This window comes from Streptomyces sp. NPDC054796 (assembly GCF_053611545.1).
The window spans coordinates 1-26,375 of record NZ_JBSHAO010000045.1 but is presented as its reverse complement, the minus strand read 5'-3'; the positions used below and the strand labels follow the sequence as shown (position 1 = coordinate 26,375).

At 70.9% G+C, this 26,375-nt stretch carries 22 protein-coding genes and 4 tRNA genes; 13 read left to right on the top strand and 13 right to left on the bottom strand.

The window, feature by feature from the left end; all coding sequences use genetic code 11:
* Window positions 1–30 precede the first annotated feature (30 nt).
* The 4 genes from ACWGJ2_RS29750 to ACWGJ2_RS29735 all read right to left on the bottom strand — a co-directional run bounded on the left by ACWGJ2_RS29750 (window position 31) and on the right by ACWGJ2_RS29735 (window position 3,513).
* Entirely contained in the window at window positions 31–1,101 is a 1,071-nt protein-coding gene (locus tag ACWGJ2_RS29750) for an ABC transporter permease (protein ID WP_453349366.1), read from the bottom strand.
* 73 nt (window positions 1,102–1,174) lie between these two features.
* Window positions 1,175–2,020, bottom strand: a complete 846-nt coding sequence (locus ACWGJ2_RS29745; protein ID WP_453349365.1) for a cytochrome c biogenesis CcdA family protein — start codon at window positions 2,018–2,020, stop codon at window positions 1,175–1,177.
* On the bottom strand, window positions 2,017–2,913 hold the full coding sequence (locus ACWGJ2_RS29740; RefSeq protein ID WP_453349364.1) for a DsbA family protein: 897 nt from the start codon (window positions 2,911–2,913) through the stop codon (window positions 2,017–2,019). The genes ACWGJ2_RS29745 and ACWGJ2_RS29740 overlap by 4 nt, the downstream gene beginning before the upstream one ends.
* Before the next feature lie 144 nt (window positions 2,914–3,057).
* Complete coding sequence (locus tag ACWGJ2_RS29735; protein WP_453349363.1) at window positions 3,058–3,513, bottom strand: hypothetical protein; 456 nt, start codon at window positions 3,511–3,513, stop codon at window positions 3,058–3,060.
* Window positions 3,514–3,764: 251 nt separating this feature from the next.
* On the opposite strand from ACWGJ2_RS29735, the gene hrpA reads away from it, so the two are divergent.
* The 3 genes from hrpA (at window position 3,765) to ACWGJ2_RS29720 (ending at window position 8,475) form a co-directional block, all read left to right on the top strand.
* Window positions 3,765–7,907 (top strand): ATP-dependent RNA helicase HrpA, encoded by a 4,143-nt coding sequence (gene hrpA, locus ACWGJ2_RS29730; RefSeq protein ID WP_453349362.1) that lies wholly within the window; start codon window positions 3,765–3,767, stop codon window positions 7,905–7,907.
* A 169-nt stretch (window positions 7,908–8,076) separates the two neighbouring features.
* Window positions 8,077–8,151: transfer RNA gene (locus ACWGJ2_RS29725), tRNA-Asp, on the top strand.
* A gap of 114 nt (window positions 8,152–8,265) precedes the next feature.
* Window positions 8,266–8,475, top strand: a complete 210-nt coding sequence (locus ACWGJ2_RS29720) for a DUF6274 family protein (RefSeq protein ID WP_453349361.1) — start codon at window positions 8,266–8,268, stop codon at window positions 8,473–8,475.
* A 476-nt stretch (window positions 8,476–8,951) separates the two neighbouring features.
* On the opposite strand, the gene bldC is transcribed toward ACWGJ2_RS29720, so the two are convergent.
* Both bldC and ACWGJ2_RS29710 read right to left on the bottom strand, forming a co-directional pair.
* Entirely contained in the window at window positions 8,952–9,158 is a 207-nt protein-coding gene (gene bldC / locus ACWGJ2_RS29715; RefSeq protein ID WP_003949541.1) for a developmental transcriptional regulator BldC, read from the bottom strand.
* Window positions 9,159–9,636: 478 nt separating this feature from the next.
* The gene (locus ACWGJ2_RS29710; RefSeq protein ID WP_453349360.1) at window positions 9,637–10,512 is read right to left on the bottom strand and encodes a hypothetical protein; all 876 of its coding nucleotides are present in this window, start codon (window positions 10,510–10,512) and stop codon (window positions 9,637–9,639) included.
* A gap of 220 nt (window positions 10,513–10,732) precedes the next feature.
* Between ACWGJ2_RS29710 and ACWGJ2_RS29705 the strand changes: the two genes are divergently transcribed.
* Window positions 10,733–11,935 carry a Leu/Phe/Val dehydrogenase gene (locus ACWGJ2_RS29705; RefSeq protein WP_453349359.1) on the top strand — a complete coding sequence of 401 codons (1,203 nt, stop codon included), beginning with the start codon at window positions 10,733–10,735 and terminating at the stop codon, window positions 11,933–11,935.
* A gap of 202 nt (window positions 11,936–12,137) precedes the next feature.
* Window positions 12,138–12,395, top strand: coding sequence for a DUF3073 domain-containing protein (locus tag ACWGJ2_RS29700; protein WP_453349358.1), 258 nt, complete (start codon window positions 12,138–12,140; stop codon window positions 12,393–12,395).
* Between the two features lie 89 nt (window positions 12,396–12,484).
* Here the strand turns inward: ACWGJ2_RS29700 and purM are convergent, their stop codons facing one another.
* The 7 genes from purM to purS all read right to left on the bottom strand — a co-directional run bounded on the left by purM (window position 12,485) and on the right by purS (window position 20,945).
* Window positions 12,485–13,579 (bottom strand): phosphoribosylformylglycinamidine cyclo-ligase, encoded by a 1,095-nt coding sequence (gene purM / locus ACWGJ2_RS29695; RefSeq protein ID WP_453349357.1) that lies wholly within the window; start codon window positions 13,577–13,579, stop codon window positions 12,485–12,487.
* A 149-nt stretch (window positions 13,580–13,728) separates the two neighbouring features.
* On the bottom strand, window positions 13,729–15,291 hold the full coding sequence (purF, locus tag ACWGJ2_RS29690) for an amidophosphoribosyltransferase (protein ID WP_453349356.1): 1,563 nt from the start codon (window positions 15,289–15,291) through the stop codon (window positions 13,729–13,731).
* A gap of 276 nt (window positions 15,292–15,567) precedes the next feature.
* Window positions 15,568–16,392: a sterol carrier family protein gene (locus tag ACWGJ2_RS29685; RefSeq protein ID WP_453349355.1), complete on the bottom strand. Its 825-nt coding sequence runs from the start codon at window positions 16,390–16,392 to the stop codon at window positions 15,568–15,570.
* Between the two features lie 119 nt (window positions 16,393–16,511).
* Window positions 16,512–17,522, bottom strand: coding sequence for a LacI family DNA-binding transcriptional regulator (locus ACWGJ2_RS29680; RefSeq protein ID WP_453349354.1), 1,011 nt, complete (start codon window positions 17,520–17,522; stop codon window positions 16,512–16,514).
* Window positions 17,523–17,707: 185 nt separating this feature from the next.
* Window positions 17,708–19,969, bottom strand: coding sequence for a phosphoribosylformylglycinamidine synthase subunit PurL (gene purL, locus ACWGJ2_RS29675; RefSeq protein WP_453349353.1), 2,262 nt, complete (start codon window positions 19,967–19,969; stop codon window positions 17,708–17,710).
* On the bottom strand, window positions 19,969–20,646 hold the full coding sequence (gene purQ, locus ACWGJ2_RS29670) for a phosphoribosylformylglycinamidine synthase subunit PurQ (protein WP_453349352.1): 678 nt from the start codon (window positions 20,644–20,646) through the stop codon (window positions 19,969–19,971). The genes purL and purQ overlap by 1 nt, the downstream gene beginning before the upstream one ends.
* On the bottom strand, window positions 20,643–20,945 hold the full coding sequence (purS, locus tag ACWGJ2_RS29665; protein WP_453349351.1) for a phosphoribosylformylglycinamidine synthase subunit PurS: 303 nt from the start codon (window positions 20,943–20,945) through the stop codon (window positions 20,643–20,645). The genes purQ and purS overlap by 4 nt, the downstream gene beginning before the upstream one ends.
* Before the next feature lie 362 nt (window positions 20,946–21,307).
* Here purS and ACWGJ2_RS29660 point away from each other — a divergent pair, with 362 nt between their 5' ends.
* The 8 genes from ACWGJ2_RS29660 to ACWGJ2_RS29625 all read left to right on the top strand — a co-directional run bounded on the left by ACWGJ2_RS29660 (window position 21,308) and on the right by ACWGJ2_RS29625 (window position 26,275).
* Window positions 21,308–21,637, top strand: coding sequence for a histone-like nucleoid-structuring protein Lsr2 (locus ACWGJ2_RS29660; RefSeq protein WP_453349350.1), 330 nt, complete (start codon window positions 21,308–21,310; stop codon window positions 21,635–21,637).
* Between the two features lie 143 nt (window positions 21,638–21,780).
* Window positions 21,781–21,852 (top strand) — tRNA-Gly (locus ACWGJ2_RS29655).
* A 77-nt stretch (window positions 21,853–21,929) separates the two neighbouring features.
* Window positions 21,930–22,002: transfer RNA gene (locus tag ACWGJ2_RS29650), tRNA-Gly, on the top strand.
* Between the two features lie 155 nt (window positions 22,003–22,157).
* Window positions 22,158–23,147, top strand: coding sequence for an ABC transporter ATP-binding protein (locus ACWGJ2_RS29645; RefSeq protein WP_453349349.1), 990 nt, complete (start codon window positions 22,158–22,160; stop codon window positions 23,145–23,147).
* Window positions 23,144–23,983, top strand: a complete 840-nt coding sequence (locus tag ACWGJ2_RS29640; RefSeq protein WP_453349348.1) for an ABC transporter permease — start codon at window positions 23,144–23,146, stop codon at window positions 23,981–23,983. The genes ACWGJ2_RS29645 and ACWGJ2_RS29640 overlap by 4 nt, the downstream gene beginning before the upstream one ends.
* 44 nt (window positions 23,984–24,027) lie before the next feature.
* On the top strand, window positions 24,028–25,494 hold the full coding sequence (locus ACWGJ2_RS29635) for a sensor histidine kinase (RefSeq protein ID WP_453349347.1): 1,467 nt from the start codon (window positions 24,028–24,030) through the stop codon (window positions 25,492–25,494).
* Window positions 25,491–26,147 carry a response regulator transcription factor gene (locus ACWGJ2_RS29630; protein WP_453349346.1) on the top strand — a complete coding sequence of 219 codons (657 nt, stop codon included), beginning with the start codon at window positions 25,491–25,493 and terminating at the stop codon, window positions 26,145–26,147. The genes ACWGJ2_RS29635 and ACWGJ2_RS29630 overlap by 4 nt, the downstream gene beginning before the upstream one ends.
* Window positions 26,148–26,202: 55 nt before the next feature.
* Window positions 26,203–26,275, top strand: a tRNA-Gly gene (locus ACWGJ2_RS29625).
* Window positions 26,276–26,375 lie beyond the last annotated feature (100 nt).

Here is a 26,375-nt window from a genome sequence, read left to right as displayed (position 1 = left end):
ATTCGAAATAACCGCAACAGCCCCGCCCCCTCACCCCTCCGCGTGAACCCCGCCCTTGGGGCGGCCGCCCGGGTGGCGGTGGCGCCAGAGCCAGAAGACGGTGCAGGAGGCCACCGCCCACGCGGCCAGTACCAGGTAGGGCTGGATGTGCTGGTAGCCGGGGAAGTAGACGGCCGTGTGCTGGGCGTTGACCGAGGCGCCAGGGGGGAGCCAGCGGCCGATCGTGCCCAGGACCGAGGGGAGCAGGGGCCAGGAGACCGCGCCGCCCGACGAGGGGTTGCCCAGCAGCACCATCAGGCCCCAGGTGGGGATCATCGCCCAGCGCCCGAAGAGCGTGTTGAACATGGTGAAAACCATGCCCGACGTGAACATCGTCAGCGCCAGGATCAGCCAGGACTGCACGAAGGGGAGCTGTACCGCGTCCAGCCCCCAGTCCACGATCGCGGCGATCACGAAGCCGCCGAGCAGCGCGTAGGCGACGGTGAAGGCGATGCGTTCTGGCGGGTTGAGGGCGCGGGCGTGGACGCTGAGCTGGATGGCGCCGACGAAGCCGATGATCACGGCCGCGAGGGAGATGTAGAAGATCGCCAGGCCGCGCGGGTCGCCCTTGGCCAGCGGTTTGAGGTCCTTCACCGTCACGTCCACGCCCACGGCCTTGCCCACCTTCGGGCCGGCCTTCTCCAGCAGTTGCGCGACGGAGGCGCCCGAGGCGCTGGAGATGTCCATCTCCACGCGCCCCTTCTTCTCCACCCGGAGGACGGTGAAGACCTCCTGCGCCTCGACGGCCTGCTCGGCCTTCTCGTCCGTCGGATAGCGGCGCACCTCCAGCGAGGAGCCCAGCGCCTTCTCCATCCCTGCGGTGAAGGCGCGGGCCTCCCGCTGGCTGTCCACGGTGCCGACCACGGCCATGGGGATGTGGTGCGGGGTCGGGTCGGCCATGGCGTAGGTGTACGAACCGGCGAAGAGGCCCGCCGCCGCCGCGACGATCAGCACCAGCACCGTCGCGGGGAAGAACGGCGACTCCTTGAACGTCCGCCATGCGGCGCCCCTGGCGGGCCGGCGTCCATGTGCTCCGTGGGGAGGGTGGTGCTGCTCGCTCATGAACGTCACATTAAGTCCGGCTTCGCACCTTTTCTCATGGAAGCGGTGCGGATGGCGGATGACAGGTGAGGGGTTACGGGTCCGTGCGGGCGGCCCCGCTCCGTCGCCGCCGCCAGCCCCAGCGGCCGAGCGCCACCGCCGCCACGCCCACTCCGATACCGGCCAGCAGGAGGGCGTCGGGCACCGCGTTCCCGGCGCGTTCCGCCCAGCGCTCGGCCGCGAACGCGCTGTCCACGTCGAGCAGCCCCGGCAGCGCCGACGTGCCGTCGTAGGCGAGGAACAGGGCGCCGAGCAGGATGAAGAAGCCCCCGGACAGCAGCGAGGTGGTGTGCAGCCGCAACCGTCCCGCGTGCAGTTCCCTGCCCCGCAGCCAGCGCCTGCGGCCCAGGTCGAGCCGGTCCCACAGCAGCGCGAGCAGGAACAGGGGCACTGCCATGCCCAGCGCGTACACCGCCAGCAGCAGCCCCCCGTAGAAGGGGTTGCCGCTCACGGCGGCCACCGTCAGCACGCTGCCGAGGATGGGCCCGGCGCAGAACCCGGCGAGGCCGTAGACCGCGCCGAGCGCGTAGACGGAGAGGGCCGTGGTGGGCCTGATACGGCCCGAGACCTCCCGCAGCTTCCGCGGCGCGAAGCCCATGCCCAGGATCTGGAGGACGCCGAGCGCGATGATCAGCCAGCCGCCGACGGAGACGAGGATGTCGCGGTGCCCGTAGAAGAGGCGTCCGGCGTACGAGCCCGCGGCGCCAAGGGGGACGAGGGTGGTGGCGAGGCCGAGGTAGAAGACACCCGTACGGGCGACGAGCCTGCCCGTCGAGTCGATGGAGTACGCGAAGAAGGCCGGGAGCAGCAGGGCGCTGCACGGGCTGAGCAGGGCGAGCAGGCCGCCGAGGAAGGCGGCGAGGTAGCCGACGTCGGTCACTGGTCCTTCCCCTTATCGCTCCCGCCCTCGCCCTCGCCCTTGTCCTCGCCCTTGTCCTCGCCCTTGTCCTCGTCGCCGGTCTTCGCGTCCGTGCCCTTCGACTCCTTCGGCTCCTTCTTCTCCTTCGCCGCCTTCGCGGCGCGCTCGATCGCGTCCGTGAACACCTCGTCGGGCTGGGCTCCGGCGATCGGCTCGCCGTTGACGAGGAAGGCGGGGGTGCTGCTGGCGCCGAGCCCGTAGCCCTCCTCCTGGTCGCGGCCGAGCGCCTTCTGGGCCGCGCTGCTCTCGCGGTCGCGGTCGAAGCGGTCCAGGTCGGGCACGCCCGCCTGCTTCGCGAAGGCCCGCAGCCGCTTCTCGCCGAACCCCTTCTCCTTGGCCTTCTCGTCCGCGTAGACGGCCTCGTGGAACTGCCAGAAGCGGCCCTGCTGGCCCGCGGCCCACCCCGCGAGCGCCGCCTCTTCGGAGCCCTTGCCGAAGATGGGAAAGTTGCGCCACTCGATGCGCAGCACGCCCGCCTCGACGTACTCCTTCACGAGCTTCGGCTCGGTGTCCCTGGCGAACTTGCCGCAGAAGGAGCAGCCGAAGTCCGCGTACTCGATCATCACGACCGGCGCGTCCTTCTTCCCCATCGCCAACGGGTCGCCGTCGGCCCGCCTGGCGAGCGCCATCAGCTCGGGCGAGCCGCCGGAGGCGGAGTCGTCCGACTCGACGGTGGCGTTGCCGCCGTTGCCCGAGGCTCCGCCACCGCCCTGGACGGCGAACTGCGACAGCCACCCGGCCAGCAGCGCGACCACGGCGACGATCACGCCGATGACGACGCCCTTGCGGGAGCCGGGACGGGACGGCGTACGGGAAGGGGAGGGCGAGGGGGAAGGAGAGGAGGACTTGGACATACGGGTCTCCTGAGCGTGAGAAGCGGAGAGAGGCGAGGAAAGCCGCGCTGAGCCGCGCTGAGCTGCGCTGACGGCTGACGGATCCGGGGAGGACAGGGCGACGTGACCCGCGTACGGGCATGCGTCACGAGCCCCCCGGCGCTTCTACACGCGCAGGACGGAGAGGCCGACGGGAGTGGGCGGCGCCAGCGGAGAGGGCCCGCGCACGGGCGGGCGGGCGTGGGCCGCGTCGAGCGCGCTGTGCGACGCGGGCAGCGGGCACTCGCTGAGCACCAGCGGCTGGCTCTGCGGGGCGCCGCCACGGGTCGCGGGGAGGGAGCCGTCGCCGCCCTGCGAGCGGTGGCACCCCGGGGCGCCGGGGTCGTGGGGCGCCTTGTCAGCGCCGTCGGCCAGGACAGCGGTTCCGGCGGATCCAGCGGCGCCGGAGGTTTCGGATGCGACGGCGCCAGAGGTGACCGCACCAGAGGCGACGGCACCGGACGCGCCCTGTCCGGAGGACCCCGTGGCCGACGCCTTCGGCGTCAACAGGGCGCACAGCGCCACCAGCAGCCCCACGAGCACGACGGCCGTCGAGCGGCTCCGCGTGCTGCTGCGGGTCATGACGGCGAAACCTCCGGAACCTCTCGCGCTGGCTGTGCTGGGTTTACGGGCCAGCCTACGCAGAAGAGGCCAGGCCGTGCTGCCAGGCACCCCGCCACCCCGCACCCAGGGGACGCCCCCGCATCGCTCCGGGCCCGCCCCACCCCCGCCCCGCAACCCCCCGCAGCGCACCCGTACAACCCCGCCCGTCCCCCCGTCGCCGGGCAATTCGTTCGCCAGTCGATTCGGGGAGGTGCGATCCTGGATCAGGTATGTCGACTTCCACGCCTCCTTCCCCCGACGCTCAAGGTGCTCCCGGTGCTCCCGGTGCTCCCGGCGCCCTGCGCGAGCGCCTGCCCGAGCTGATGCTGCGCGACCGGCAGCGGCTGGGCCGCCGTCTCGACGGCGCGCGGAGGATCCGCAAGCCCGAGGCACGGGCCGCCGTGCTGTCCGAGATCGCCGCCGCGATGGACGAGTCCGAGCTGCGGGTCGAGTCGCGGCGCGAGGCCGTGCCCCGGATCACGTATCCCGAGCAGTTGCCCGTCAGCCAGAAGAAGGACGAGATCCTGGAGGCGATACGCGACAACCAGGTCGTGATCGTCGCGGGCGAGACGGGCTCGGGGAAGACGACGCAGATCCCCAAGATCTGCATGGAGCTGGGCCGTGGCATCCACGGCGTCATCGGCCACACCCAGCCGCGCCGCATCGCGGCCCGCACGGTCGCCGAGCGCGTCGCCGACGAGCTGAACTCGCCGCTGGGCGAGACCGTCGGCTGGAAGGTCCGCTTCACCGACCAGGTCAAGGGGCACACCCTGGTCAAGCTGATGACGGACGGCATCCTGCTCGCCGAGATCCAGCAGGACCGCGAGCTGCTCCAGTACGACACGATCATCATCGACGAGGCGCACGAGCGCAGCCTCAACATCGACTTCCTGCTCGGCTATCTCGCGCAACTCCTGCCGAGACGGCCCGAGCTGAAGGTGATCATCACCTCGGCGACGATCGACCCCGAGCGCTTCTCGCGCCACTTCGGGGATGCCCCGATCGTGGAGGTTTCGGGCCGTACGTATCCCGTAGAGGTGCGCTACCGCCCCCTCCTCGAAGAGGACAGCGAGTCCCCCGACCGCGATCAGGTCACCGCGATCTGCGACGCCGTCGACGAGCTGCGCCGCGAGGCCCCCGGCGACATCCTGGTGTTCCTCTCCGGAGAGCGCGAGATCCGCGACACGGCGGACGCCCTCCAGAAGAAACAGCTCCCCGGGACCGAGGTCCTGCCCCTGTACGCGCGCCTCTCGCACGCCGAGCAGCACCGCGTGTTCCAGCGCCACTCGAGCCGTCGCATCGTGCTGGCCACGAACGTGGCCGAGACCTCGCTGACGGTCCCCGGCATCAAGTACGTGATCGATCCGGGCACGGCCCGCATCTCGCGCTACAGCCACCGCACCAAGGTCCAGCGCCTCCCCATCGAGCCCGTCAGCCAGGCCAGCGCCAACCAGCGCAAGGGCCGCTGCGGGCGTACGTCGGACGGCATCTGCGTCCGGCTGTACTCGGAGGAGGACTTCCTCTCGCGCCCCGAGTTCACGGACGCGGAGATTCTCCGTACGAACCTCGCCTCCGTCATCCTCCAGATGGCCGCCGCCGGGCTCGGCGACATCGAGAAGTTCCCCTTCATCGACCCGCCGGAGCACCGCAGCATCAAGGCGGGCGTCCAGTTGCTGGAGGAACTGCACGCGCTCGACGGCAAGCAGAAGGACCCCAAGGCCCGCCTGACGCCGACGGGCAGGAAGCTCGCGCAGCTCCCCGTCGACCCCCGGCTGGCCCGTATGGTCCTGGAGGCCGACCGCAACGGCTGTGCCCGCGAGGTCATGGTCATCGCCGCTGCGCTGTCCATCCAGGACCCGCGCGAGCGGCCCTCGGACAAGCAGCAGCAGGCGGACCAGCAGCACGCCAGGTTCAGGGACGAGACGAGCGACTTCCTCGCGCTGCTGAACCTGTGGCGGTACGTGCGCGAGCAGCAGAAGGCGCTGTCCTCCTCGGCCTTCCGCCGCGCCTGCAAGTCCGAGTTCCTGAACTACCTGCGCATACGCGAATGGCAGGACATCTACACGCAGTTGCGCCAGGTCGCCAAGACCATGGGCATCGCCCTGAACGAGCAGGACGCTGACCCGGACCGCGTCCACCAGTCGCTGATGGCAGGGCTGCTCTCGCACATCGGGCTCAAGGAGGGCGAGAAGAACGAGTATCTGGGCGCCCGCGGCACGAAGTTCGCGGTCTTCCCCGGCTCGGCCCTCTTCAAGAAGGCACCGCGCTGGATCATGTCGGCCGAGCTGGTCGAGACGTCGCGGCTGTGGGCCCGCGTCAACGCGAAGGTCGAGCCCGAGTGGATCGAGCCCCTCGCCGAGCACCTGATCAAGCGCACGTACAGCGAGCCGCACTGGGAGCAGAAGCAGGCGGCCGTGATGGCGTACGAGCGGGTGACCCTCTACGGCGTCCCCGTCGTCGCGCAGCGCAAGGTCAACTACGGGCGGATCGACCCGGAGACCTCCCGCGACCTGTTCATCCGCAACGCGCTGGTCGAGGGCGACTGGCGCACACACCACCAGTTCTTCCATGACAATCGCAAACTCCTCGGCGAGGTCGAGGAACTGGAGCACCGCGCCCGCCGCCGCGACATCCTCGTGGACGACGAGACGCTCTACGACTTCTACGACCAGCGCGTCCCCGAGGACATCGTCTCCGGCGCTCACTTCGACGCGTGGTGGAAGAAGCAGCGCCGCGAGGACCCGGACCTGCTCAACTTCGAGAAGTCCATGCTCATCAACGAGCGGGCCGGCGAGGTCTCCAAGGACGACTACCCGGACGTGTGGTGGCAGGGCGAGCTGCGGTTCAAGGTCACCTACCAGTTCGAGCCGGGCGCCGACGCGGACGGCGTCACCGTCCACGTCCCGCTCCAGGTCCTCAACCAGGTCACGGCCGAGGGCTTCGACTGGCAGATCCCGGGCCTGCGCGAGGACCTGGTCACCGAGCTGATCCGCTCCCTGCCCAAGCCCGTACGCCGCCACTACGTCCCGGCGCCCAACTTCGCCAAGCGCTTCCTGGCCGCCTTCCCCGCCGCCTCGGGCGAGGGCGCGCCGCCCTTCCAGGAGCCCGTGACGGTCACGCTGGCCCGCGAGCTGAGGCGCATGGTCGGCGTCCCCGTCTCCGCCGAGGACTTCGACCTCGGCAAGGTGCCCGACCATCTGCGGATCACCTTCCGGGTCGTCGACGAGCGCCGCAAGAAGCTGGCCGAGTCCAAGGATCTGGAGGAGCTCCAGCTCAAGCTCAAGGACCAGACCCAGGCCGCCATCACCCGCGCCTTCGAGTCCTCCACCAGGGAGCAGGCACGCAAGGGCAAGAAACGGGGCGGGAGGGGCCGCAGCGGCGCCCAGGACGCCGCGGGAGCGCCCGGCGGCCCGTCGGGCACTCCGGGGGCCGAGGAGACCGCAGAGGGCGCTCAGGGCGACGGGAGCGCGGGCCCCGCGCCGTCCCCGCTCTCGCAGCGCACAGGCCTCACCACCTGGACCCTGGGCACCCTCCCGCGCACCTTCGAGACGCGCCGCGCCGGACACCCCGTCAAGGCGTATCCGGCGCTGGTGGACGACGGCGACTCGGTGTCCGTGCGCCTCTTCGACACCGAGGCCGAACAGCGTCAGGCCATGTGGCCCGGAACGCGCAGGCTGATCCTGCTCAACATCCCGTCGGACCCCGCGAAGTTCGCCGCCTCCAAGCTGTCCAACCCGCAGAAGCTCGCCCTCTCCCGCTCCCCGCACGGCAGCGTCCAGGCCCTCTTCGAGGACTGCGTCACGGCTTCGACGGACCGCCTCATCGCGGCGCACGGCGGGCCCGCCTGGGACGAGGAGTCGCACCAGAAGCTGTTCGACGCGGTACGGGCCGATCTCGTCGACGCCACCCTGCGGACGGTGAAGCAGGTCCAGGAGGTGCTGGCGGCTTGGCACTCGTGCGAGCAGCGGCTGCGCGGCATCAAGAGCGCGGTGCTGCTGCCGTCCCTCACGGACGTCAAGGAGCAGCTCGCGGCCCTGATCTGCCCGGGGTTCGTGACCCTGCACGGGGCCTCCAGGCTGCCGGACCTGCTGCGCTATCTCGTCGCGGCCGACCGCCGCCTCCAGCAGCTCCCCTCCAACGCCGAGCGCGACCGCACCCGGATGGCGAAGGTGCACGAGATGCGCGACGAGTACCTGTGGCTGCTGGAGCAGTTCCCCAGGGGGCGGCCGGTGCCCAAGGCGGCGCGGGACATCCGCTGGATGATCGAGGAACTGCGGGTCAGCTACTTCGCGCACGCGCTGGGCACGGCGTATCCCGTCTCGGACAAACGCATCATGAAGGCCGTGGACGCGGCGGCCCCTCCAGGAGCGTGAGGACGGGCCGGGAGAGGCGCGGGAGGCGGCGCCGAGGGGGTTCCGGAGGGGCACGGGAGAGGCGCGGGAGGCGGCTCCCGGACGCGTAACGCCCTCGTCGCGCAACGTGAGTTCGCTTCGCCCTCTGACCTGCTGTAGAGTCTCGTCTCGCGCCGAGCGCGCAGAGCAAGGTCCTGTGGAGCAGTTTGGAGTGCTCGCCACCCTGTCAAGGTGGAGGCCGCGGGTTCAAATCCCGTCAGGACCGCACGAGATGAGAAGGGCCCGTCCCCCGCGAGGGGGCGGGCCCTTCTGCCGTTTCCCCGCTCCCTTGACGGCCGTACGGGCCGGGGGTACCTCTGCTGGAGGAGGTGGAGCGCCGATGACAAGGGCTGCGAGCACACCGGGGCGGCATGAGACCAGGGCACTTCTGCGCGCCCATCTGGCGGCTGCGACGCGCTACCGCCATGTGACCCGCCACTGCCCCATATGCCACCGGCTCCTGCGGCTGGCGATGGAGTCGGGCCCGGCCTGTGCGCCCGCCGAGCCGGACGACGGCGCGAGCGAGGACCAAAGCCCCCCGGCGAAGTGACCGAAGCAGGCCCCTCGGCCCGGCCCCGGGTGTCACGCTGGACGCGGAACGAGCACGGGCCCACTCAAGATCCCCATTACAGCAGCGCCGACATACGGGACAAGACCCCGATGCTGTGACGGGAGTCACCGAATCCCACCCGGTGAGTAGGGAACTCACGGGCTCCCCGCACCCGGTCAATTTAATATGTGCAATTGCACTGCCCGTTCCAGGCCACGCGGCACCCCCTCGCACAGACCCCGTCCGAGGTGGCCGAGAAGCCCCAAGTCCCCCTCCGCCAGGCCCAGTCGGGCCCGCGCGGCGCCCTGGGCTCCTGGCCCCCTGGACATAAAAAGATCGCGCTGGACCCGGCGGAGTCCAGCGCGATCAAACGACCAAGCACTGTTGGGGACAGTGACCTGACGCATGGTGCGACATGGGCGCAAAGACGAGGTGGGGGCCTCGAAAACGCCCGGATATCCAGTTATTTCGCCTGATCAGGCCTCACTGCGCTGCTGCGGAATGCCCGCCAGCAGCGCACGCACCTCCGCCTCGCGGTAGCGGCGGTGCCCACCGAGCGTGCGGATGGACGTGAGCTTGCCTGCCTTGGCCCAGCGCGTGACCGTCTTCGGGTCCACGCGGAACATCGTGGCAACCTCAGCCGGGGTCAGCAGCGGCTCGGCATCAGGGGTGCGAGCGGTCATGAGCGGCCTCCTCGGGAGAACCGAACCATCACGGTTCTTTCCTCTAAATTCTGCACCTTGACCCGCGTTGCCCGAAATGGCGCACGCGAGCCGAGTCGGTTATAGGACGAACGGCTTGTCCTCGGCACTACAACTACACCATCTGTCCAGCCACGTCGGCCAAACCGATGGAATTGCCCTCTCAGGTGTTCAACCTCGGCGGAAGCCGATGGACCGTGCCATAGCGGACAGTCACGCGACCGTGACGATCAGTCACAGCGTGACCAGATGTCACCAGCCCTACCAAGGAGCGCAATACCGATCTATCCGCCCATAGTTGGACGGAAGGAGCCCTCTGCGAGCTCCTTGTCCTATTTTGACACGAGGGGCAGGTCTGAGAGCAAGGCCCTGGTAAGTGCTATCCATCACGCTTGAACCATTGGCCCGGTTCGGGGCAAAGGTCCTGAGTGACCTGAGTGGTCGGTGAGTGAACGGGGGCTCAGTTGGCGAACTGAAGCTCCCGTACCGCCCGCCAGCGGTCCGTCAGCCGCTCGTACGCCACACCGGCCCGCTCTCCGTCCCCCTCGCGGAGCGCCGCGATCCCCTCCGCCACATCGGCCGCGGAGTGGTCGTCGGCGAGCCGGTCCTCGGGGATCGCATGCGCCAGACCGCCGTAGTCCAGCTCGACGAGGGAGCGGGGATGGAATTCCTCCAGCCACCGGCCCACGTCCACCAGGCCATCGACGAGCGGCCCTTCCTCCAGCTCCTCGCGGAGCACCTTCAGGCCGCGAGCGAGGCGGCGCCTCGCCTGAACCATGGGAGTGCGGTAGCGGAGTACGAACTGCTGTCCGCTCTCCTCACCCGTTCCGGGCTTCGCAAACTCCTTTTCTTCATCGGAGAAGAGAACGAACCAGCGCACGGGCACATGCCACAGCGCGGTGCGGATCCAGGGCCGCGCGTCGGGGTTGCGCGTCAGCCAGCGCTCGTAGTCCGCCGCGGCCTCGCGCCGCACGACGGGCGGGACGGCCGCGTCCAGCACGGGCGCGGGCAGCGCCACCTCCTGCTCCCCCGCGGCCTGGGAGAGCGCCGAGAGCGCCTGCCAGCCCCGCAGCCGGGTCCGCCAGGGGCAGACGCACGTCACACCGTCCACCTCCGCGACGAAGGCGTCGGCGCTCTCGGCCACCGGCACCGCGACGGGCGGCACCGCCAGCAGGTCGGACAGGGCCCTGCGCAGCTCGTCCTGTGCCGTGGGGAAGTGCTCCCGCTTGGCGTACCGCACCCAGTGGGAGCGCTCCGGCTCGGGGAACGCGGCCAGTGGCTCGTACACCCGCAGATACGCCGTGTACGGGACGATGACCGCCGCCTGCTGAGCCACGCGCTTCCCCTCCAGGACCTCTGTCGGACGCCGGATGGCGGAACCATCCGTGCGGACGCTTCTCCGGCGAAGGCATGAACTCGCGAAGGCGTCCCGCAGGACAGTTGACTACCCCGATCGTGGCACCGCAACGATGCGGTCACGCGCAGGTCGTACGCTGCTGTCGTCCGGCCCTCCCCACCCACAGGAGGGCGTCCAACGCGACACAGGAGTCACCACCGTGACTGATGTACGTCCCCTCTCCCGGCAGTCCTCACCAGGAGTGCACCAGGCCGATGTCGACGGACCGGCCGACGCGGGAGTTCTGCGGACCCTGTTCCACTCCGAGCAGGGCGGGCACGAGCAGGTCGTGCTGTGCCAGGACCGCGAGAGCGGCCTCAAGGCAGTGATCGCCATCCACTCCACCGCACTGGGCCCGGCCCTGGGCGGCACCCGCTTCCACCCCTACGCGGACGCCGTCGAGCACCACCAGCGCCCCGAGGAGGCCGCCGTTCTCGACGCGCTCAACCTCGCGCGGGGCATGACGTACAAGAACGCCCTCGCGGGGCTGGACCACGGCGGCGGCAAGGCCGTGATCATCGGGGACCCGGAGAAGGCCAAGAGCGAGGAGCTGCTGCTCGCCTACGGGCGCGCCGTCGCCTCGCTCGGTGGCCGCTATGTGACCGCGTGCGACGTCGGCACCTACGTGCAGGACATGGACGTCATCTCGCGCGAGTGCCGCTGGACCACAGGCCGCTCGCCCGCGAACGGCGGCGCGGGCGACTCGTCCGTGCTCACCGCTTACGGCGTCTTCCAGGGCATGCGGGCCAGCGCACAGCACCTGTGGGGAGCCCCCACGCTGCGGGGCCGCACGGTCGGCATCGCGGGCGTCGGGAAGGTCGGGCACCTGCTCGTGGGGCACCTGCTGGAGGACGGGGCGCGGGTCGTGATCACCGACGTGCGGCCCGAGTCCGTGGCGCGGGTGCGGGCGGCGCACCCCGAGGTCCTCGTGGCGCCCGACACCGCCGCGCTGATCCGCACCGAGGGCATGGACATGTACGCGCCGTGCGCCCTGGGCGGCGCGCTGGACGACGACACCGTGCCGGCGCTCACCGCGAAGGCGGTCTGCGGGGCCGCCAACAACCAGCTCGCCCACCCGGGAGTGGAGAAGGACCTCGCCGACCGCGGGATCCTCTACGCGCCCGACTACGTCGTCAACGCGGGCGGCGTCATCCAGGTCGCCGACGAGTTGCAGGGCTTCGACTTCGCACGTGCGAAAGCAAAGGCGGGGAAAATCTTCGACACGACGGCGGAGATTTTCCGCCGCGCCGACGCCGACGGAGTGCCCCCGGCAGCCGCAGCGGACCGCATCGCGGAGCAGCGGATCGCGGGACGAGAGCCTTCTCACGACCCCTCGGCGGGTCGATCCGCGGCAGGAAGGTAAAATCACGGCTGACCAGCAAAGGGATGGTCATGGGGCGCGTCGGGCGGCAGCCGTGTCGTGCGGGCGACGTACCGTACGGCCGCGGAAGCAGGTACCGTTGAAGCCCTACGGAACCGGTCTCTCTGTCGAGAGTCCGCTCTGAATTGTGAACGCGTGTCAAGACTCTGGGGCCGTCGAGCCCCGTCGTTGAGGGGGTCGAGCCATGGGGCGCGGCCGGGCCAAGGCCAAGCAGACGAAGGTCGCCCGCCAGCTTAAGTACAACAGCGGTGGGACGGACCTATCCCGCCTGGCCGAGGAGCTGGGCGCATCGCCGTCGAACCAGCCACCGAACGGTGAGCGGTTCGAGGACGATGAGCTGGACGACGACCCGTACGCACAGTACGCGGAGCTGTACAACGAAGATGAGGAAGAGGACGAGGACGAGTCCTCCGATTCTTCTTCGCATCGACGTCGCGCTTGACCTGACGTCCACACACCACAGCCCGGTCCGGCATCCGCCGGACCGGGTTCTGTGCTGTCCCGCGAGCGGGCCCGGTTCCGGGAGCGGGTTCAGCGCGCATAGTCCCCGGTGAGGGTCACCGCTTCCGCGCCCTCGCCCCGCTCGTCGATCTCTCCCGCGACCCAGGCGTCCACGCCTCGGTCGGTCAGGGTGCTCAGGGCCGCCTCGACGGACTGCTGGGGGACGACGGCGATCATGCCGACGCCCATGTTCAGGGTCTTCTCCAGCTCGGCGCGTGCGACGTCACCCGCCGTGCCCACCAGGTCGAAGACAGGGCCCGGCGCCCATGTGGTGCGGTCCACCCGCGCGTGCAGGCCGTCCGGGATCACGCGGGCGAGGTTGCTGGCGAGGCCACCGCCGGTGATGTGTGAGAACGCGTGCACCTCGGTGGTGCGGTTCAGGGCCAGGCAGTCCAGCGAATAGATCTTGGTGGGCTCCAGCAGCTCCTCGCCGAGGGTGCGCCCGAACTCCGGAACGTCCCGGTCCAGGGCCCAGCCCGCGCGGTCGAAGAGCACATGCCTCACCAGCGAGTACCCGTTCGAGTGAAGACCCGAGGACGCCATGGCGATCACCGCGTCCCCCGTACGGATGCGATCCGCGCCCAGCAGGCGGTCCGCCTCCACCACGCCCGTGCCGGCGCCCGCGACGTCGTACTCGTCCGGGGCCAGCAGGCCCGGGTGCTCGGCCGTCTCGCCGCCGACCAGGGCGCAGCCCGCGAGGACGCAGCCCTCGGCGATGCCCTTGACGATCTGCGAGACCCGCTCGGGGACGACCTTGCCGACGCAGATGTAGTCGGTCATGAACAGCGGCTCGGCGCCGCAGACCACGAGGTCGTCCACGACCATCGCGACCAGGTCGTGGCCGATCGTGTCGTGGATGTCCATCTTCTGCGCGATGGCGACCTTGGTACCGACGCCGTCCGTCGCGGAGGCGAGCAGCGGGCGCTCGTACCGCTTCAGGACGCCGGCGTCGAAGAGCCCGGCGAAGCCGCCCAGCGAGCCGACGGACTCGGGGCGCTGGGCCTTGCGCACCCACTCCTTCATCAGATCGACGGCGCGGTCGCCCGCCTCGATGTCGACGCCCGCCTCCGCATAGCTGGCGCCGGTGCCCTGGTGCGGGGCACCTTCAGAGGATTCAGCAGGCATGACAGTGAGCCCTTTCGGGGTTCGGTCGGTCAACAGGTCGTCGTCGGTCGGGTCGTCGTCGGGGCGGATCGGCGAATCGGCTGAACGGCGCTGTTCGCTCGTCACTCGTCACTCGGCGCATGTCGCTGCCGCCCGTCGCGGAGGGTCCGCTACGGGCGCTTGAGCGCGTCCGATCCGCCGAGGCCGGCGGTCAGGGTCCCGACGCCGTCGACGTCGGGCTTGGCCTGCCCTTCGGTCTCCGCCTCCAGGAGGTGCTTGCCCAGCAGCTCCGGGTCGGGCAGCTCCATCGGGTACTCCCCGTCGAAGCAGGCCCGGCACAGGTTGGGCTTGGCGATCGTCGTCGCCTCGATCATCCCGTCGGTGGAGATGTAGGCCAGCGAATCGGCGCCCAGGGACTTGCCGATCTCCTCGACCGAGAGACCGTTGGCGATCAGCTCGGCGCGGGTGGCGAAGTCGATGCCGAAGAAGCACGGCCACTTGATGGGCGGGGAGCTGATCCGCACGTGCACCTCGGCGGCGCCCGCCTCGCGGAGCATCCGGACGAGGGCGCGCTGGGTGTTGCCGCGCACGATCGAGTCGTCGACGACGACCAGGCGCTTCCCGCGGATGACTTCCTTGAGCGGGTTGAGCTTGAGGCGGATGCCCAGTTGGCGGATGGTCTGGCTCGGCTGGATGAAGGTCCGGCCGACGTAGCTGTTCTTGACCAGTCCGCTGCCGTACGGGATACCGCTCGCCTCGGCGTAGCCCACGGCAGCGGGCGTGCCGGACTCGGGAGTCGCTATGACGAGATCGGCGTCCGCCGGGGCCTCGGCCGCCAGCTTGCGGCCCATCTCCACACGGGAGAGGTAGACGTTTCGCCCGGCGATGTCCGTGTCGGGGCGGGCGAGATAGACGTACTCGAAGACGCAGCCCTTCGGCTTCGCATCAGCGAAGCGCGTGGAGCGGAGGCCGTCCTCGTCGATGGCGACCAGTTCGCCCGGTTCGATCTCGCGGATGAAGCTGGCGCCGACGATGTCCAGGGCCGAGGTCTCGCTCGCCACGACCCAGCCGCGCTCCAGGCGCCCGAGGACCAGGGGCCTGATGCCCTGTGCGTCGCGCGCCGCGTAGAGGGTGTGCTCGTCCATGAACACGAACGAGAAGGCGCCCTTCACCTTCGGCAGCACACGGGGTGCCGCCTCCTCGACGGTGAGGGGCTTGTCGTCCTCGTCGGTCTGGCCCGCGAGCAGGGCCGTGACGAGATCGGTGTCGTTGGTGGCCGCGACCTGCGTCGCGCGTCCGTTGCCCACGGACGCCTGCTGGGCTACCAGCTCGGCCAGCTCGACGGTGTTGACCAGGTTTCCGTTGTGGCCCAGGGCGATGGAGCCGTGGGCCGTCGCGCGGAAGGTCGGCTGGGCGTTTTCCCAGACGGAAGCGCCGGTCGTCGAATACCGGGCGTGACCGACCGCGATGTGGCCCCTGAGGGAGCCGAGAGAGGTCTCGTCGAAGACCTGGGAAACCAGGCCCATGTCCTTGAAGACGAGAATTTGGGAGCCGTTGCTCACCGCGATGCCCGCGGACTCTTGTCCACGGTGTTGCAGTGCGTACAGCCCGAAGTACGTGAGCTTCGCGACCTCTTCCCCCGGGGCCCAGACACCGAAGACGCCGCAGGCGTCCTGGGGACCCTTCTCACCGGGGAGGAGGTCGTGGTTGAGTCGTCCGTCACCACGTGGCACGCCATCGAGTCTAGGACAGGTGGGGCGCTGCTCCGAATCGGGGACGGGATCGAATCCGTGGTGACGGAGTCACCACGGGGAGTGACGCGCCTGGTGAGGACCCTGTGCGCGCCTGCGGCGCCCTCCGCGCGGGCCTGGGGCGCGGGGGCGCGAGGGGCCCCGTGCGGGCGGCGTACGGGGGCCGCGAGAGGCCCGCGAGAGGGGTCGCGGGGCGGGGGTGCGAGGAGGTGAGGGGGTCCCCGTGCGACCCGTCACTCGGCCCAGTACCGGGAGCTGTCAGCCCAGTACCGGGAGCTGGGGGCCGAGGTCGGCGCGGTCGCCGCTGGCCGAGACCGTGCCGTCGGCGAGCGCGTCCGCCCAGGACGCACGGCCCGTCGCGAGGCGCAGCCAGGTGAGGGGGTCCGTCTCGACCACGTTGGGCGGGGTGCCCCGGGTGTGCCGTGGGCCCTCGACGCACTGCGTCACCGCGAACGGCGGGATCCGCACCTCCACCGAGCCGCCCGGCGCCTTCGCGGCGAGCGCGTCGGCGAGCAGCCTGACCGAGGTCGCGAGCGCCGTCCGGTCCAGTGTGACCGGGACGCCCGTGGCGCGGGCGAGGTCGTCGCTGTGGGCGACGAGTTCGACGAGCCGGGTCACCGTGAAGTCCAGCACGCGCATCGCGCCGCCGGGGTGCGGGACGAGGAGGTCGGCCCTTACGGCCGACTCCAGCACCGGGTCCAGTTGCGCGACGGCCTCGTCGATACGGGCCGCCGCATCGTCCGTACGGGCCGCCTCGGTGCGGGTCTCCTCGTCCAGGTCGTGGGCGAAGTCTGAGGTGGTGCGCACCCAGGTGGGCAGGTCCAGGGGCCGGGCGCCCGCGAGGTCCGACGAGGCCGCCTCGGGGCGGGCGAGGGCGCGGGGCAGCGCGTCGATCTGGAGCGCGATGTGGACGAGCAGCGCGTGCACGTCCCAGCCCGGCAGGCCCGAGGGGAGCGCGCGCTGCTCGGCGCTGAGCGCGTGGGCAGCCTCCGTGACCGCCTCGACCTGCGCGGTCAGCGCCTTGCGGACTCTGACGGGGTCGTGGACGCGGGGCTTCGTACGTTTCGGTTTGGCGGGCGGCATGCGGTGAGGTTAGCGCCGTGCGGTCCGTATCCGCCCGGGTGCGGTGGGGGCCGGTGGCGGCATGTCCCGCTCCGGTTCGGCCTCGCGAGGCGCGAACGGCCGTTACCGGCGGCGTCCCCTCACGACGTGCTCTCGCGGGGGATCAGGCGGTGGGAGGCGTGGATCGTGGTGTGGGGCGCCTCGGGGTCGCCCGCGACGCGGGTCAGGAGCGCGTCGACGGCGAGGCGGGCGAGCTGGGCCTTGTCGGGCGCGACGGTCGTGAGCGAGGGCACGCAGAACCGTGTCTCCTCGATGTCGTCGAACCCCACCACGGCCAGTTCGCCGGGCACCCGTACCCCCGCGTCGTAGGCGGCCCGTACGGCGCCGGAGGCCAGCAGGTCGGAGAAGCAGAACACCGCGTCGGGCGGCTCCGGCAGCGCGAGCAGGCCGCGCGTCACGGCCTGGCCCTCTGCCCGCGCGAACCCCCGCACGGGCGGGGTGAGGACGGGGTCGTGGGCCAGGCCTGCGGCGCGCAGCGCCGTCAGATAGCCGCGGGCGCGCTGCTGCGAGGTGGTGTGGGGCGGGGCGCTCGTCTGGAAGCCGAGCGCCCCGATGCGGCGGCAGCCGCGGGCGAGCAGGTGCTCGGTCGCCTCCCGGGCCGCGCTGACGTTGTCGATGAGGACGTGGTCGGCGGGCACCTCGAAGTCCCGCTCGCCGAGCAGGACCAGGGGCACGCGGCGCGGGCCGCGGACGAGGGCCGCCTGGTCGAGGCGGGAGGGGGAGATCAGGACGCCGTCGACGAGGGGGTCCGACAGGCCGCGCGCGACGCGGAGTTCGGCCTCCGGATCGCCTCCGGTGTCCTCGACGAGGACGGCGACGCCGTGCGCGCGTGCCGCCTCGATGACGGCTGTGGCCAGCTCGGCGAAGTAGGGCTGGACCAGTTCGGGTACGGCGAGGCCGATGACGCCGCTGCGTCCCGTACGCAGGTGGCGGGCCGAGGCGTTGGGGCGGTAGTCCAGCTCGTCGATGGCACGGAGCACCCGCGTCCGGGTGGGTTCGGCGACGCGGATCTCGCCGCGTACGACGTTGGAGACGGTCTTGATCGACACGCCCGCGCGCTCGGCGACGTCCTTGAGCCTCGCCCCTCCCATGCCGCTCCCCCCGGCCCCTTCGACGGCCCTCGGCCGCGGGAGACCACCGCGGAAACCACCGGCTGAACGGGGCCGTTCATGTGCGCGCTGTGCTGTGACGGAAGACTACGCCCCGCGTACGCGAAAGGGCCGGGAAAGGCGGACCGCGCCGCCTCCCGGCCCCCGGGCAGGACCCGTCAGCCGAATCAGCCGAACAGCTCCGGCAGCGTCCGCGTGTGCGCCTCGCGCAGTTCGTCCAGCGGCAGGCTGAACTGCCCCTGGACCTCGATCTCGTCGCCGTCCACGACGCCGATGCGCGCCGCGGGCAGCCCGCGTGCCGCGCACATCTCGCTGAACCTGACCTCCTCGCTGCGCGGGATCGCGACCAGCGCGCGGCCCTGCGACTCGGAGAAGAGGAAGACGAACGGGTCGATGCCGTCCGGCACGACGATCCGCGCGCCCTTGCCGCCCTTGAGGCAGGACTCGGCCAGGGCCTGGACGAGGCCGCCGTCGCTGAGGTCGTGCGCCGCGTCGGCCATGCCGTCGCGGGAGGCGGCGATCAGGATCTCGGCGAGCAGCTTCTCCCGCTCAAGGTCGACGGCCGGGGGCAGTCCGCCCAGGTGACCGTGCGCCACCTGCGACCAGGCGGAGCCGCCCAGCTCCTCCTTGGTGTCGCCCAGGAGGTAGATGAGCTGGCCCTCTTCGGCGAAGGCGACGGGCGTGCGCCGCGTGACGTCGTCGATGACGCCCAGCACGCCGACCACCGGGGTGGGGTGGATGGCCACGTCGCCCGTCTGGTTGTAGAGGGAGACGTTGCCGCCGGTGACCGGGGTGCCCAGCTCCTTGCAGGCGTCGGCCAGGCCCCGGCACGCCTCCGCGAACTGCCACATGGCCGCCGGGTCCTCGGGCGAGCCGAAGTTGAGGCAGTCCGTGACGGCGAGCGGCTTGGCGCCCGTTGCGGCGACGTTGCGGTACGACTCGGCCAGCGCCAACTGCGCGCCCGTGTAGGGGTCGAGCTTGGCGTAGCGCCCGTTGCCGTCCGTGGCGACGGCGACACCGAGCCCCGTCTCATCGTCGATACGGATCATGCCGCCGTCCTCGGGCTGCGCGAGGACGGTGTTGCCGAGTACGTAGCGGTCGTACTGGTCGGTGATCCAGGACTTGGCCGCCTGGTTCGGCGAGGAGACCAGGGCCAGCGCGGCGGCCCGCAGTTCGTCGCCGCTGCCGGGGCGGGGCAGCTTCGCCGCGTCGTCGGCCTGGAGCGCGTCCTGCCAGGCGGGGCGCGCGTAGGGCCGCTGGTAGACGGGGCCCTCGTGCGCGACGGTGCGCGGCGGCACGTCGACGATCTGCTCGCCGTGCCAGAAGATCTCCAGCCGCTCGCCCTCCGTCACCTCGCCGATGACGGTGGCGATGACGTCCCACTTCTCGCAGATCTCCAGGAAGCGGTCCACCTTGTCCGGCTCGACCACGGCGCACATGCGCTCCTGGGACTCGCTCATCAGGATCTCCTCCGGGGAGAGGGAGGAGTCCCGCAGCGGCACCGTGTCCAGCTCGACGCGCATGCCGCCCGAACCGGCGGAGGCCAGCTCGCTGGTGGCGCAGGACAGGCCCGCGCCGCCGAGGTCCTGGATGCCCGCGACCAGGTCCTCCTTGAAGATCTCCAGGGTGCACTCGATGAGCAGCTTCTCCTGGAAGGGGTCGCCGACCTGGACGGCGGGCCGCTTGGCCGGACCTTCCGCGTCGAAGGTCTCGGAGGCGAGGACGGAGACGCCGCCGATGCCGTCGCCGCCGGTGCGGGCGCCGTAGAGGATGACCTTGTTGCCGGTGCCCGACGCCTGCGCGAGGTGGATGTCCTCGTGCTTCATCACGCCGACGCACAGGGCGTTGACGAGCGGGTTGCCCTGGTAGCAGTCGTCGAAGACGACCTCGCCGCCGATGTTGGGCAGGCCCAGGCAGTTGCCGTAGCCGCCGATGCCCGCGACGACGCCGGGCAGCACCCGCTTGGTGTCGGGGTGGTCTGCGGCGCCGAAGCGCAGCGGGTCCATGACGGCCACGGGGCGGGCGCCCATCGCGAGGATGTCGCGGACGATGCCGCCGATGCCGGTGGCCGCGCCCTGGTAGGGCTCGATGTAGGAGGGGTGGTTGTGCGACTCGACCTTGAAGGTGACCGCGTAGCCCTGGCCGACGTCCACGACACCGGCGTTCTCGCCGATGCCGACGAGCAGCGCGTCCGTCTCGGGCGCCTTCTCGCCGAACTGCTTCAGGTGCGCCTTGCTGCTCTTGTACGAGCAGTGCTCCGACCACATCACCGAGTACATGGCCAGCTCGGCGCCGGTCGGGCGGCGGCCGAGGATCTCGCGGATGCGCGCGTACTCGTCCTGCTTCAGACCAAGATCGGCCCAGGGCTGTTCGGTCTCGGGAGTCTCAGCCGCGTGCTTGACGGTGTCCAGAGTCGTGCGAGGCGTCATCAGGCGTTGACCAGCTTCTTGAGTACCGAGGTGAAGAAGCCGAGACCGTCGGTCGTCGGCCCCGTCAGCTCCTCGACGGCGTGCTCGGGGTGGGGCATGAGGCCGACCACGTTCCCGGCCTCGTTGGTGATACCGGCGATGTCGCGGCGCGAGCCGTTGGGGTTGCGGTCCAGGTAGCGGAAGACGACCCGGCCCTCGGCCTCCAGCGCGTCGAGGGTGCGCTCGTCGGCGACGTAGCCGCCCTCGCCGTTCTTGAGCGGGACGGTGATCTCCTGGCCCGCCGCGTAGTCCACCGTCCACGCGGTGTCCGCGTTCTCCACGCGCAGGCGCTGGTCCCGGCAGATGAAGTGCAGGTGGTCGTTGCGCGTCAGCGCGCCGGGCAGCAGATGGGACTCGCACAGCACCTGGAAGCCGTTGCAGATCCCGAGGACGGGCATTCCGGCCCTGGCCTGCTCGACGAGCGTCTCCATGACGGGGGAGAAACGCGCGATGGCGCCGCAGCGCAGATAGTCGCCGTAGGAGAAACCGCCGGGGAGCACTACCGCGTCGACCTGGTGCAGGTCCTTGTCGCGGTGCCACAGCTCGACGGGCTCGGCGCCCGCGAGCCGGACCGCGCGCCGCGCGTCGATGTCGTCCAGCGAACCGGGAAAAGTGACGACGCCGATACGCGCGGTCACGCCACGGCTCCCTCGGTCTTCGCGGTACCGCCACCGTTCCCGGCGGGCTCCCCGGCTTCCTCGACGCGGACGGTGAAGTCCTCGATCACGGTGTTGGCGAGGAAGGACTCGGCCAATTCCCGGATACGGGCGAGCGCCGAGTCATCGACGGGGCCGTCGACCTCCAGTTCAAAGCGCTTGCCCTGACGGACGTCGGAGATGCCCTCGTACCCGAGACGGGGCAGTGCACGCTGCACCGCCTGCCCCTGCGGATCGAGGATCTCCGGCTTCAGCATGACGTCGACTACGACGCGAGCCACAGGTACTCCCGGTGATGTGGGTGGTGCTTGACCGCTGTTGCGACCGCTGACGCGTGCTGCCTGCCTGTACGGCGGACGCCGCGTTCGCCAGCGTACCTGCCCACAGAATCTACGCGCGTTGATATCGCCCGTACCCCTACATCGGCGACACGCGGCACTGGGAAAACGGCGAGGAAAAACGTAAGGTCCCGATTGCGGGATGAGACGCGGCCCAAAATATCCGTCGCGTCGCAATACAATGCCCGTCGACGCACAAATGAAAAGGCACTGATCCCGATCAACTGGATCACCTGTATCCCCCCACGTCAGCACGGGAATATGGAGTGATCACTTTCGTGATCCTGATGGAAGGACCGATATCCGTGGCGCAGCGCGTAGTGGTGACACTCTCCGACGACATCGACGGCGGGGAAGCGTCGGAGACGGTTTCCTTCGGACTCGACGGGAAGTCGTACGAGATCGATCTGAACACCGACAACGCGAAGAAATTGCGTGGAGAGCTGGCCCCCTTTGTGGAGGCGGGTCGCAAGCGCGCGAAGTCGGGCAAGACCTACCACCGCACCTCCGTCGACCCCGACCCGCGCGCCGTGCGTGCCTGGGCGGAGTCCAACGGCTTTGAAGTACCGGCGCGGGGACGCATCCCCAAGAAGGTCTACGACGCCTTCAACGCCTCGCGCCCCAACGGCTCCTGAGCCCGCTGAGGGGGTTCCCGCGGACACCCCGCGGAGTGCCCGGCGGCCCTGGAACCAGTCGACTTGCCATCCACCCCGGTTGATCGGCTAGAGTCAGGCACACGCCGCAGGGCGGGCCGGAAACGGCCTGAACCCCGGAGCGCGCGGGTGTAGCTCAGTAGTAGAGCGCCCTCTTTCCAAGAGGGAGGCGCAGTGTGCGATTCCTGTCACCCGCTCTCACGCTGGACCTCCGATCCGAAACGATCAGGTACAGTATTGGTCGCGCCGCTCAGTGAAAGCTGGGTGGATGCGTGCGGACGTAGCTCAGTTGGTAGAGCGCAACCTTGCCAAGGTTGAGGTCGCGAGTTCGAGCCTCGTCGTCCGCTCAGTGAAATAGGGCCCCGGTCTTCGGACCGGGGCCCTATTTGCGTGAAGCCGGAGAAGCCGGGGGCCTATGACATCACCGGCCCATGACATTCGTCATCCGGACTCGTGACAGCTCGCACCGCCCCTTCTCTCCCCGGCACGCGAGCCTTGAGCCATGGACGCGATCGAGACCGAGGGACTGAAACGGCGCTACGCGCAGGGCTTCGAGGCGGTGCGCGATGTCTCCTTCTCCGTACGGGAAGGGGAGATCTTCGCCCTGCTGGGCACCAACGGCGCGGGCAAGACCTCCACCGTCGAGCTGCTGGAGGGGCTGGCACGGCCGAGCGCGGGGACGGTGCGGGTGCTGGGGTTCGACCCGCTGGCCGACCGCGCCGTGGTGCGGCCCCGCACGGGCGTGATGCTCCAGGAGGGCGGCTTCCCCTCCGAGCTGACGGCGGCCGAGACGGCGCGGATGTGGGCGGGGTGCACGACGGAGGCGCTGCCCGTCGGCGAGGTGCTGGAGCGGGTCGGGCTGTCGGGACGGCGGGCCGACGTCCGCGTCAAGCAGCTCTCGGGCGGTGAACGGCGGCGGCTCGACCTGGCGCTGGCGCTCATGGGCAGGCCCGAGGTGCTCTTCCTCGACGAGCCGACGACCGGCATGGATCCGGAGGGCCGCCGTGCCACCTGGGAACTGGTGCGCACGCTGCGGGATGAGGGGACGACCGTGCTGCTGACCACCCACTATCTGGAGGAGGCCGAGCAGCTCGCCGACCGCCTCGCGATCATGCGGGCGGGGCGGATCGTGACCTCGGGCACACCCGAACAGGTCGTGGCGGCCCGCCCGTCCACGATCCGCTTCACCCTCCCCCGGGGCGTCGGCCACGAGCGGCTGCCCCTGTCCGTACCGGCGGCGGTCGACGGGCAGCGCGTGGAGATCCGTACCCGTGACCTCCAGGGGGCGCTGACCACGCTGCTGCTCTGGGCGCGCGAGCAGGCCGTCGCGCTGGAAGGGCTCCAGGCGCGGGCCGCCTCGCTGGAGGAGGCGTTCCTGGAGATCGCGCGCGAGACGGAGGACACGGGCAGCGCGGACGGCGGTTCGGGGGCGCCCGCGGACGCGGCGCACGAGGACATGGACCGGGACGAGAACAAGGTGGGGACGGTATGAGCACGGTGGACGCGAGGCCGACGGGTCCGACGGAACGGACGCGGCCGACGAGGCCCACGAGGCGTGGCGCGGGCGGCGGCACCGTCGCGCGTATGAGGGCGCTGGCCAGGGCGGAGCTGACCCTGCTCGTACGCAACAAGTCGGCGCTGTTCACGGCCTTGGCGCTGCCCGTACTGATCACCTTCGCGATGAAGCCGACGGTGGACGGCATGGACCTGGGCGGCACCGGGCTCTCGGCGGGAACGGTGCTCCTGCCGGCGGGGATCGGCTACGTGCTGCTCTTCGCCGTCTACTCCACCCTCGTCGGCAGCTTCGTGACGCGGCGCGAGGAACTGGTGCTCAAGCGACTGCGCACCGGCGAGCTGCGGGACGGGGAGATACTCGCCGGGGCCGCGCTGCCCATGGTGCTGATCGGCGCGACGCAGTGCGTGCTCCTGCTCGCGGGCGGTGCGGCCGTGCTGGGGATGAAGGCGCCGGAGAACCCGCTCGCCGTCGCCCTCGGGGTGCTGCTGGGCATGGCCATGATGGTGGCCATGGCGGCGGCGACCACGGTCATCACGCGGACGACGGAGTCGGCGCAGCTCTCGGCGATGCCGCTGCTGCTGGTCTCCTTCGCCGCCTCCGGGGTCCTGGTGCCGCTGAGCGTCCTGCCCGACACGGTGGCCGACGTGTGCGCCTACCTGCCCGTCTCGCCGCTGATGGAGCTGGTGCGCGAGGGCTGGTCGGGAGGCCTGGACGGAGCCGGAATGCTGCGCTCCGTGGGGGTCGCCGTGGTGTGGACCGCGCTGGCGGGGTTCGCTGTGCGACGGTGGTTCCGCTGGGAGCCGCGCCGGTGACGGTACGGGCTGGTTCGGCACCGGAGACGTGAGGAGTGCGGGGCATGCGTGACTGGGGACCCGCCGGGCGCGGGCGCCGCGCCTGGCGGCGGCGCAGCAGACACGAGCAGGTCGAGGTCACGACGCGGTGGCTGCTCGTCGGCTATCCGTGGTTCATGCTCATCGGCTGCGGTACCCAGCTCGTCACACGGACGGCGCCGGATTCCCTGCCGAAGGCGCTGGCCTGGAGCGTCTTCGGGCTGGGCCTGGTCCAGTGCGTCGTGTCGACCCGGCTCATGCGGCCGTGCATCGAGCGTTACGCCGGTGCCGGGACGTCGGCGGGGGCGGCAGGGGCGGGGGCGGCCGGGACGGCCCTTCCGCGCTTCCATCTGACGGCGCTGGGCGTGCTGCTGACGGCGATCCTCGGGCTGGTGACGGCGCTGACGAAGCTGGACGCGGTGCGGGACCCGTCGAGCGCGGGCCTGGCCCTGTTCTCGGCGCTGGCCCCGCTGTCGATGACGCTGGGGATGGCGGCGCGCAAGCGGGTCTCCACGCTCGTCTTCGGGGTGTTCACCGTGGTCGCCACCGTCGCACTCGCGATGGCGGGGGCTGAGGCGCCGCTCCTGGTGGCCACTGTGGTCATGCTGACCATCGGAGCGCTGACCGGAGTGTTCACGGGGCGCTGCTCCGCCTGGTACCTCGCGGTGATGCGGGAGCTGGACGAGGCCCGCGACGTACAGGCGAGGCTGGCCGTGGCCGAGGAGCGGCTGCGCTTCGGGCGGGACCTGCACGACGTGATGGGGCGCAACCTCTCGGCCATCGCGCTCAAGAGCGAGCTGGCGGTGCAGCTCGCGCAGCGCGGTTCGCCCGCGGCCGTCGACCAGATGAACGAGGTCCAGCGGCTGGCCCGGGAGTCCCACACGGAGGTACGCGACGTGGTGCGCGGCTACCGGGAGGCGGGCCTGGCCACCGAACTCGCCGGGGCACGGAGCATCCTGCGGGCCGCGGGCACCGACTGCCGGGTCGAGGAGACGGGGGTGGTGGCCGGGCTGCCCATACCGGTGCAGGCGGCGCTGGGCTGGGTGGTCCGCGAGGGCGCGACGAACGTGCTGCGGCACGCGGACGCGACGCGGTGCGCGGTGCGGGTCGGGGTCGAGGAGGGGCCCGGGGGTGGGTCGCGAGTGGTGCTCGTGATGGAGAACGACGGGGTCAAGGAGACCCCGCGCCCCGGGTTCCCGCGCGGCTCCGGCGCCCCCGGCGACTCCGGCGGCCATGGGCTGGCCGGGCTGCGCGAACGCCTCGCCGTGCTCGGCGGCACGCTGACGGTGGAGACTCAGGGGGGCGGCACCGGCGCGGGCACGTTCCGGCTGACCGCCGAGGTCCCGGTGGACGAGCCCGTCGCCGGGAACGGGAACGGCGCCATGGACGGAATCGGCACCGTGGACCAGAACGGCACCGTGGAAGGCGAAGGCACGGAGCAGCAAGAGGAGCAGCGGCCCGTGCGCGGCGGAGCCGTCGGAGGAGGACAGTGACCGAGCACACAGGTACCGGGGAGGCGGAGGAGCCCGCGGCGCGCACCGTCGTCCGCGTACTGCTCGCCGACGACGAGCACTTGATCCGCGGGGCGCTGGCCGCGCTGCTCGCGCTGGAGGACGATCTGGAGATCGTCGCGGAGGCCGCCTCGGGCCCCGAGGCCGTCGCCATGGCGCGGGCGCACCGGCCCGACGTGGCCGTACTGGACCTCCAGATGCCGGGCGCCGACGGTGTGAAGGTCGCCACACAGCTCCGCGATCTGCTGCCGGGATGCCGGTCCATGATCGTGACGAGTCACGGCAGGCCGGGGCATCTGAAGCGCGCGCTGGCCGCCGGGGTGCGCGGGTTTGTACCGAAGACCGCCTCGGCGCAGCAGCTCGCGGAGATCATCCGCACGGTGCACGGCGGAAACCGCTATGTGGACCCCGAGTTGGCGGCCGACGCGATCAGCGCGGGCGACTCCCCGCTGACGGCCCGCGAGGCGGAACTGCTGGAGCTGGCGGCCGACGGCGCACCCGTCGCGGAGATCGCCGAGCGCGCCTCGCTGACGGCGGGCACCGTACGGAACTATCTCTCCGCCGCTGCCGCCAAGCTGGGCGCGGAGAACCGGCACACGGCCGTCCGTATCGCCCGCGGACGAGGCTGGCTCTGACCGTCCGGGAGTCCGGCTATACTGGTGCACGCACCGCTCGGAAACGTGTGGATGTGCGGACGTAGCTCAGTTGGTAGAGCGCAACCTTGCCAAGGTTGAGGTCGCGAGTTCGAGCCTCGTCGTCCGCTCGGTGAATCAGGGCCCCGGTCTTCGGACCGGGGCCCTTTTCCGTGCGCTCTCGTGCGCTGCGCGCTGTGCGCGGTCTGTCTCTTATAACCATCTGACGCT

What these genes read in the sequence shown, in the direction of transcription:
- ACWGJ2_RS29750 (WP_453349366.1), bottom strand. Translation starts at nt 1,101, where the DNA reads ATGAGCGAGCAGCACCACCCTCCCCACGGAGCACATGGACGCCGGCCC.
- bldC (WP_003949541.1), bottom strand. Translation starts at nt 9,158, where the DNA reads ATGACCGCTCGCACCCCTGATGCCGAGCCGCTGCTGACCCCGGCTGAG.
- ACWGJ2_RS29685 (WP_453349355.1), bottom strand. Translation starts at nt 16,392, where the DNA reads ATGCCGCCCGCCAAACCGAAACGTACGAAGCCCCGCGTCCACGACCCC.
- ACWGJ2_RS29680 (WP_453349354.1), bottom strand. Translation starts at nt 17,522, where the DNA reads ATGGGAGGGGCGAGGCTCAAGGACGTCGCCGAGCGCGCGGGCGTGTCG.
- ACWGJ2_RS29635 (WP_453349347.1), top strand. Translation starts at nt 24,028, where the DNA reads ATGCGTGACTGGGGACCCGCCGGGCGCGGGCGCCGCGCCTGGCGGCGG.
- purL (WP_453349353.1), bottom strand. Translation starts at nt 19,969, where the DNA reads ATGACGCCTCGCACGACTCTGGACACCGTCAAGCACGCGGCTGAGACT.
- ACWGJ2_RS29640 (WP_453349348.1), top strand. Translation starts at nt 23,144, where the DNA reads ATGAGCACGGTGGACGCGAGGCCGACGGGTCCGACGGAACGGACGCGG.
- purM (WP_453349357.1), bottom strand. Translation starts at nt 13,579, where the DNA reads ATGCCTGCTGAATCCTCTGAAGGTGCCCCGCACCAGGGCACCGGCGCC.
- ACWGJ2_RS29645 (WP_453349349.1), top strand. Translation starts at nt 22,158, where the DNA reads ATGGACGCGATCGAGACCGAGGGACTGAAACGGCGCTACGCGCAGGGC.
- hrpA (WP_453349362.1), top strand. Translation starts at nt 3,765, where the DNA reads ATGTCGACTTCCACGCCTCCTTCCCCCGACGCTCAAGGTGCTCCCGGT.
- ACWGJ2_RS29735 (WP_453349363.1), bottom strand. Translation starts at nt 3,513, where the DNA reads ATGACCCGCAGCAGCACGCGGAGCCGCTCGACGGCCGTCGTGCTCGTG.
- ACWGJ2_RS29720 (WP_453349361.1), top strand. Translation starts at nt 8,266, where the DNA reads ATGACAAGGGCTGCGAGCACACCGGGGCGGCATGAGACCAGGGCACTT.
- ACWGJ2_RS29700 (WP_453349358.1), top strand. Translation starts at nt 12,138, where the DNA reads ATGGGGCGCGGCCGGGCCAAGGCCAAGCAGACGAAGGTCGCCCGCCAG.
- ACWGJ2_RS29740 (WP_453349364.1), bottom strand. Translation starts at nt 2,913, where the DNA reads ATGTCCAAGTCCTCCTCTCCTTCCCCCTCGCCCTCCCCTTCCCGTACG.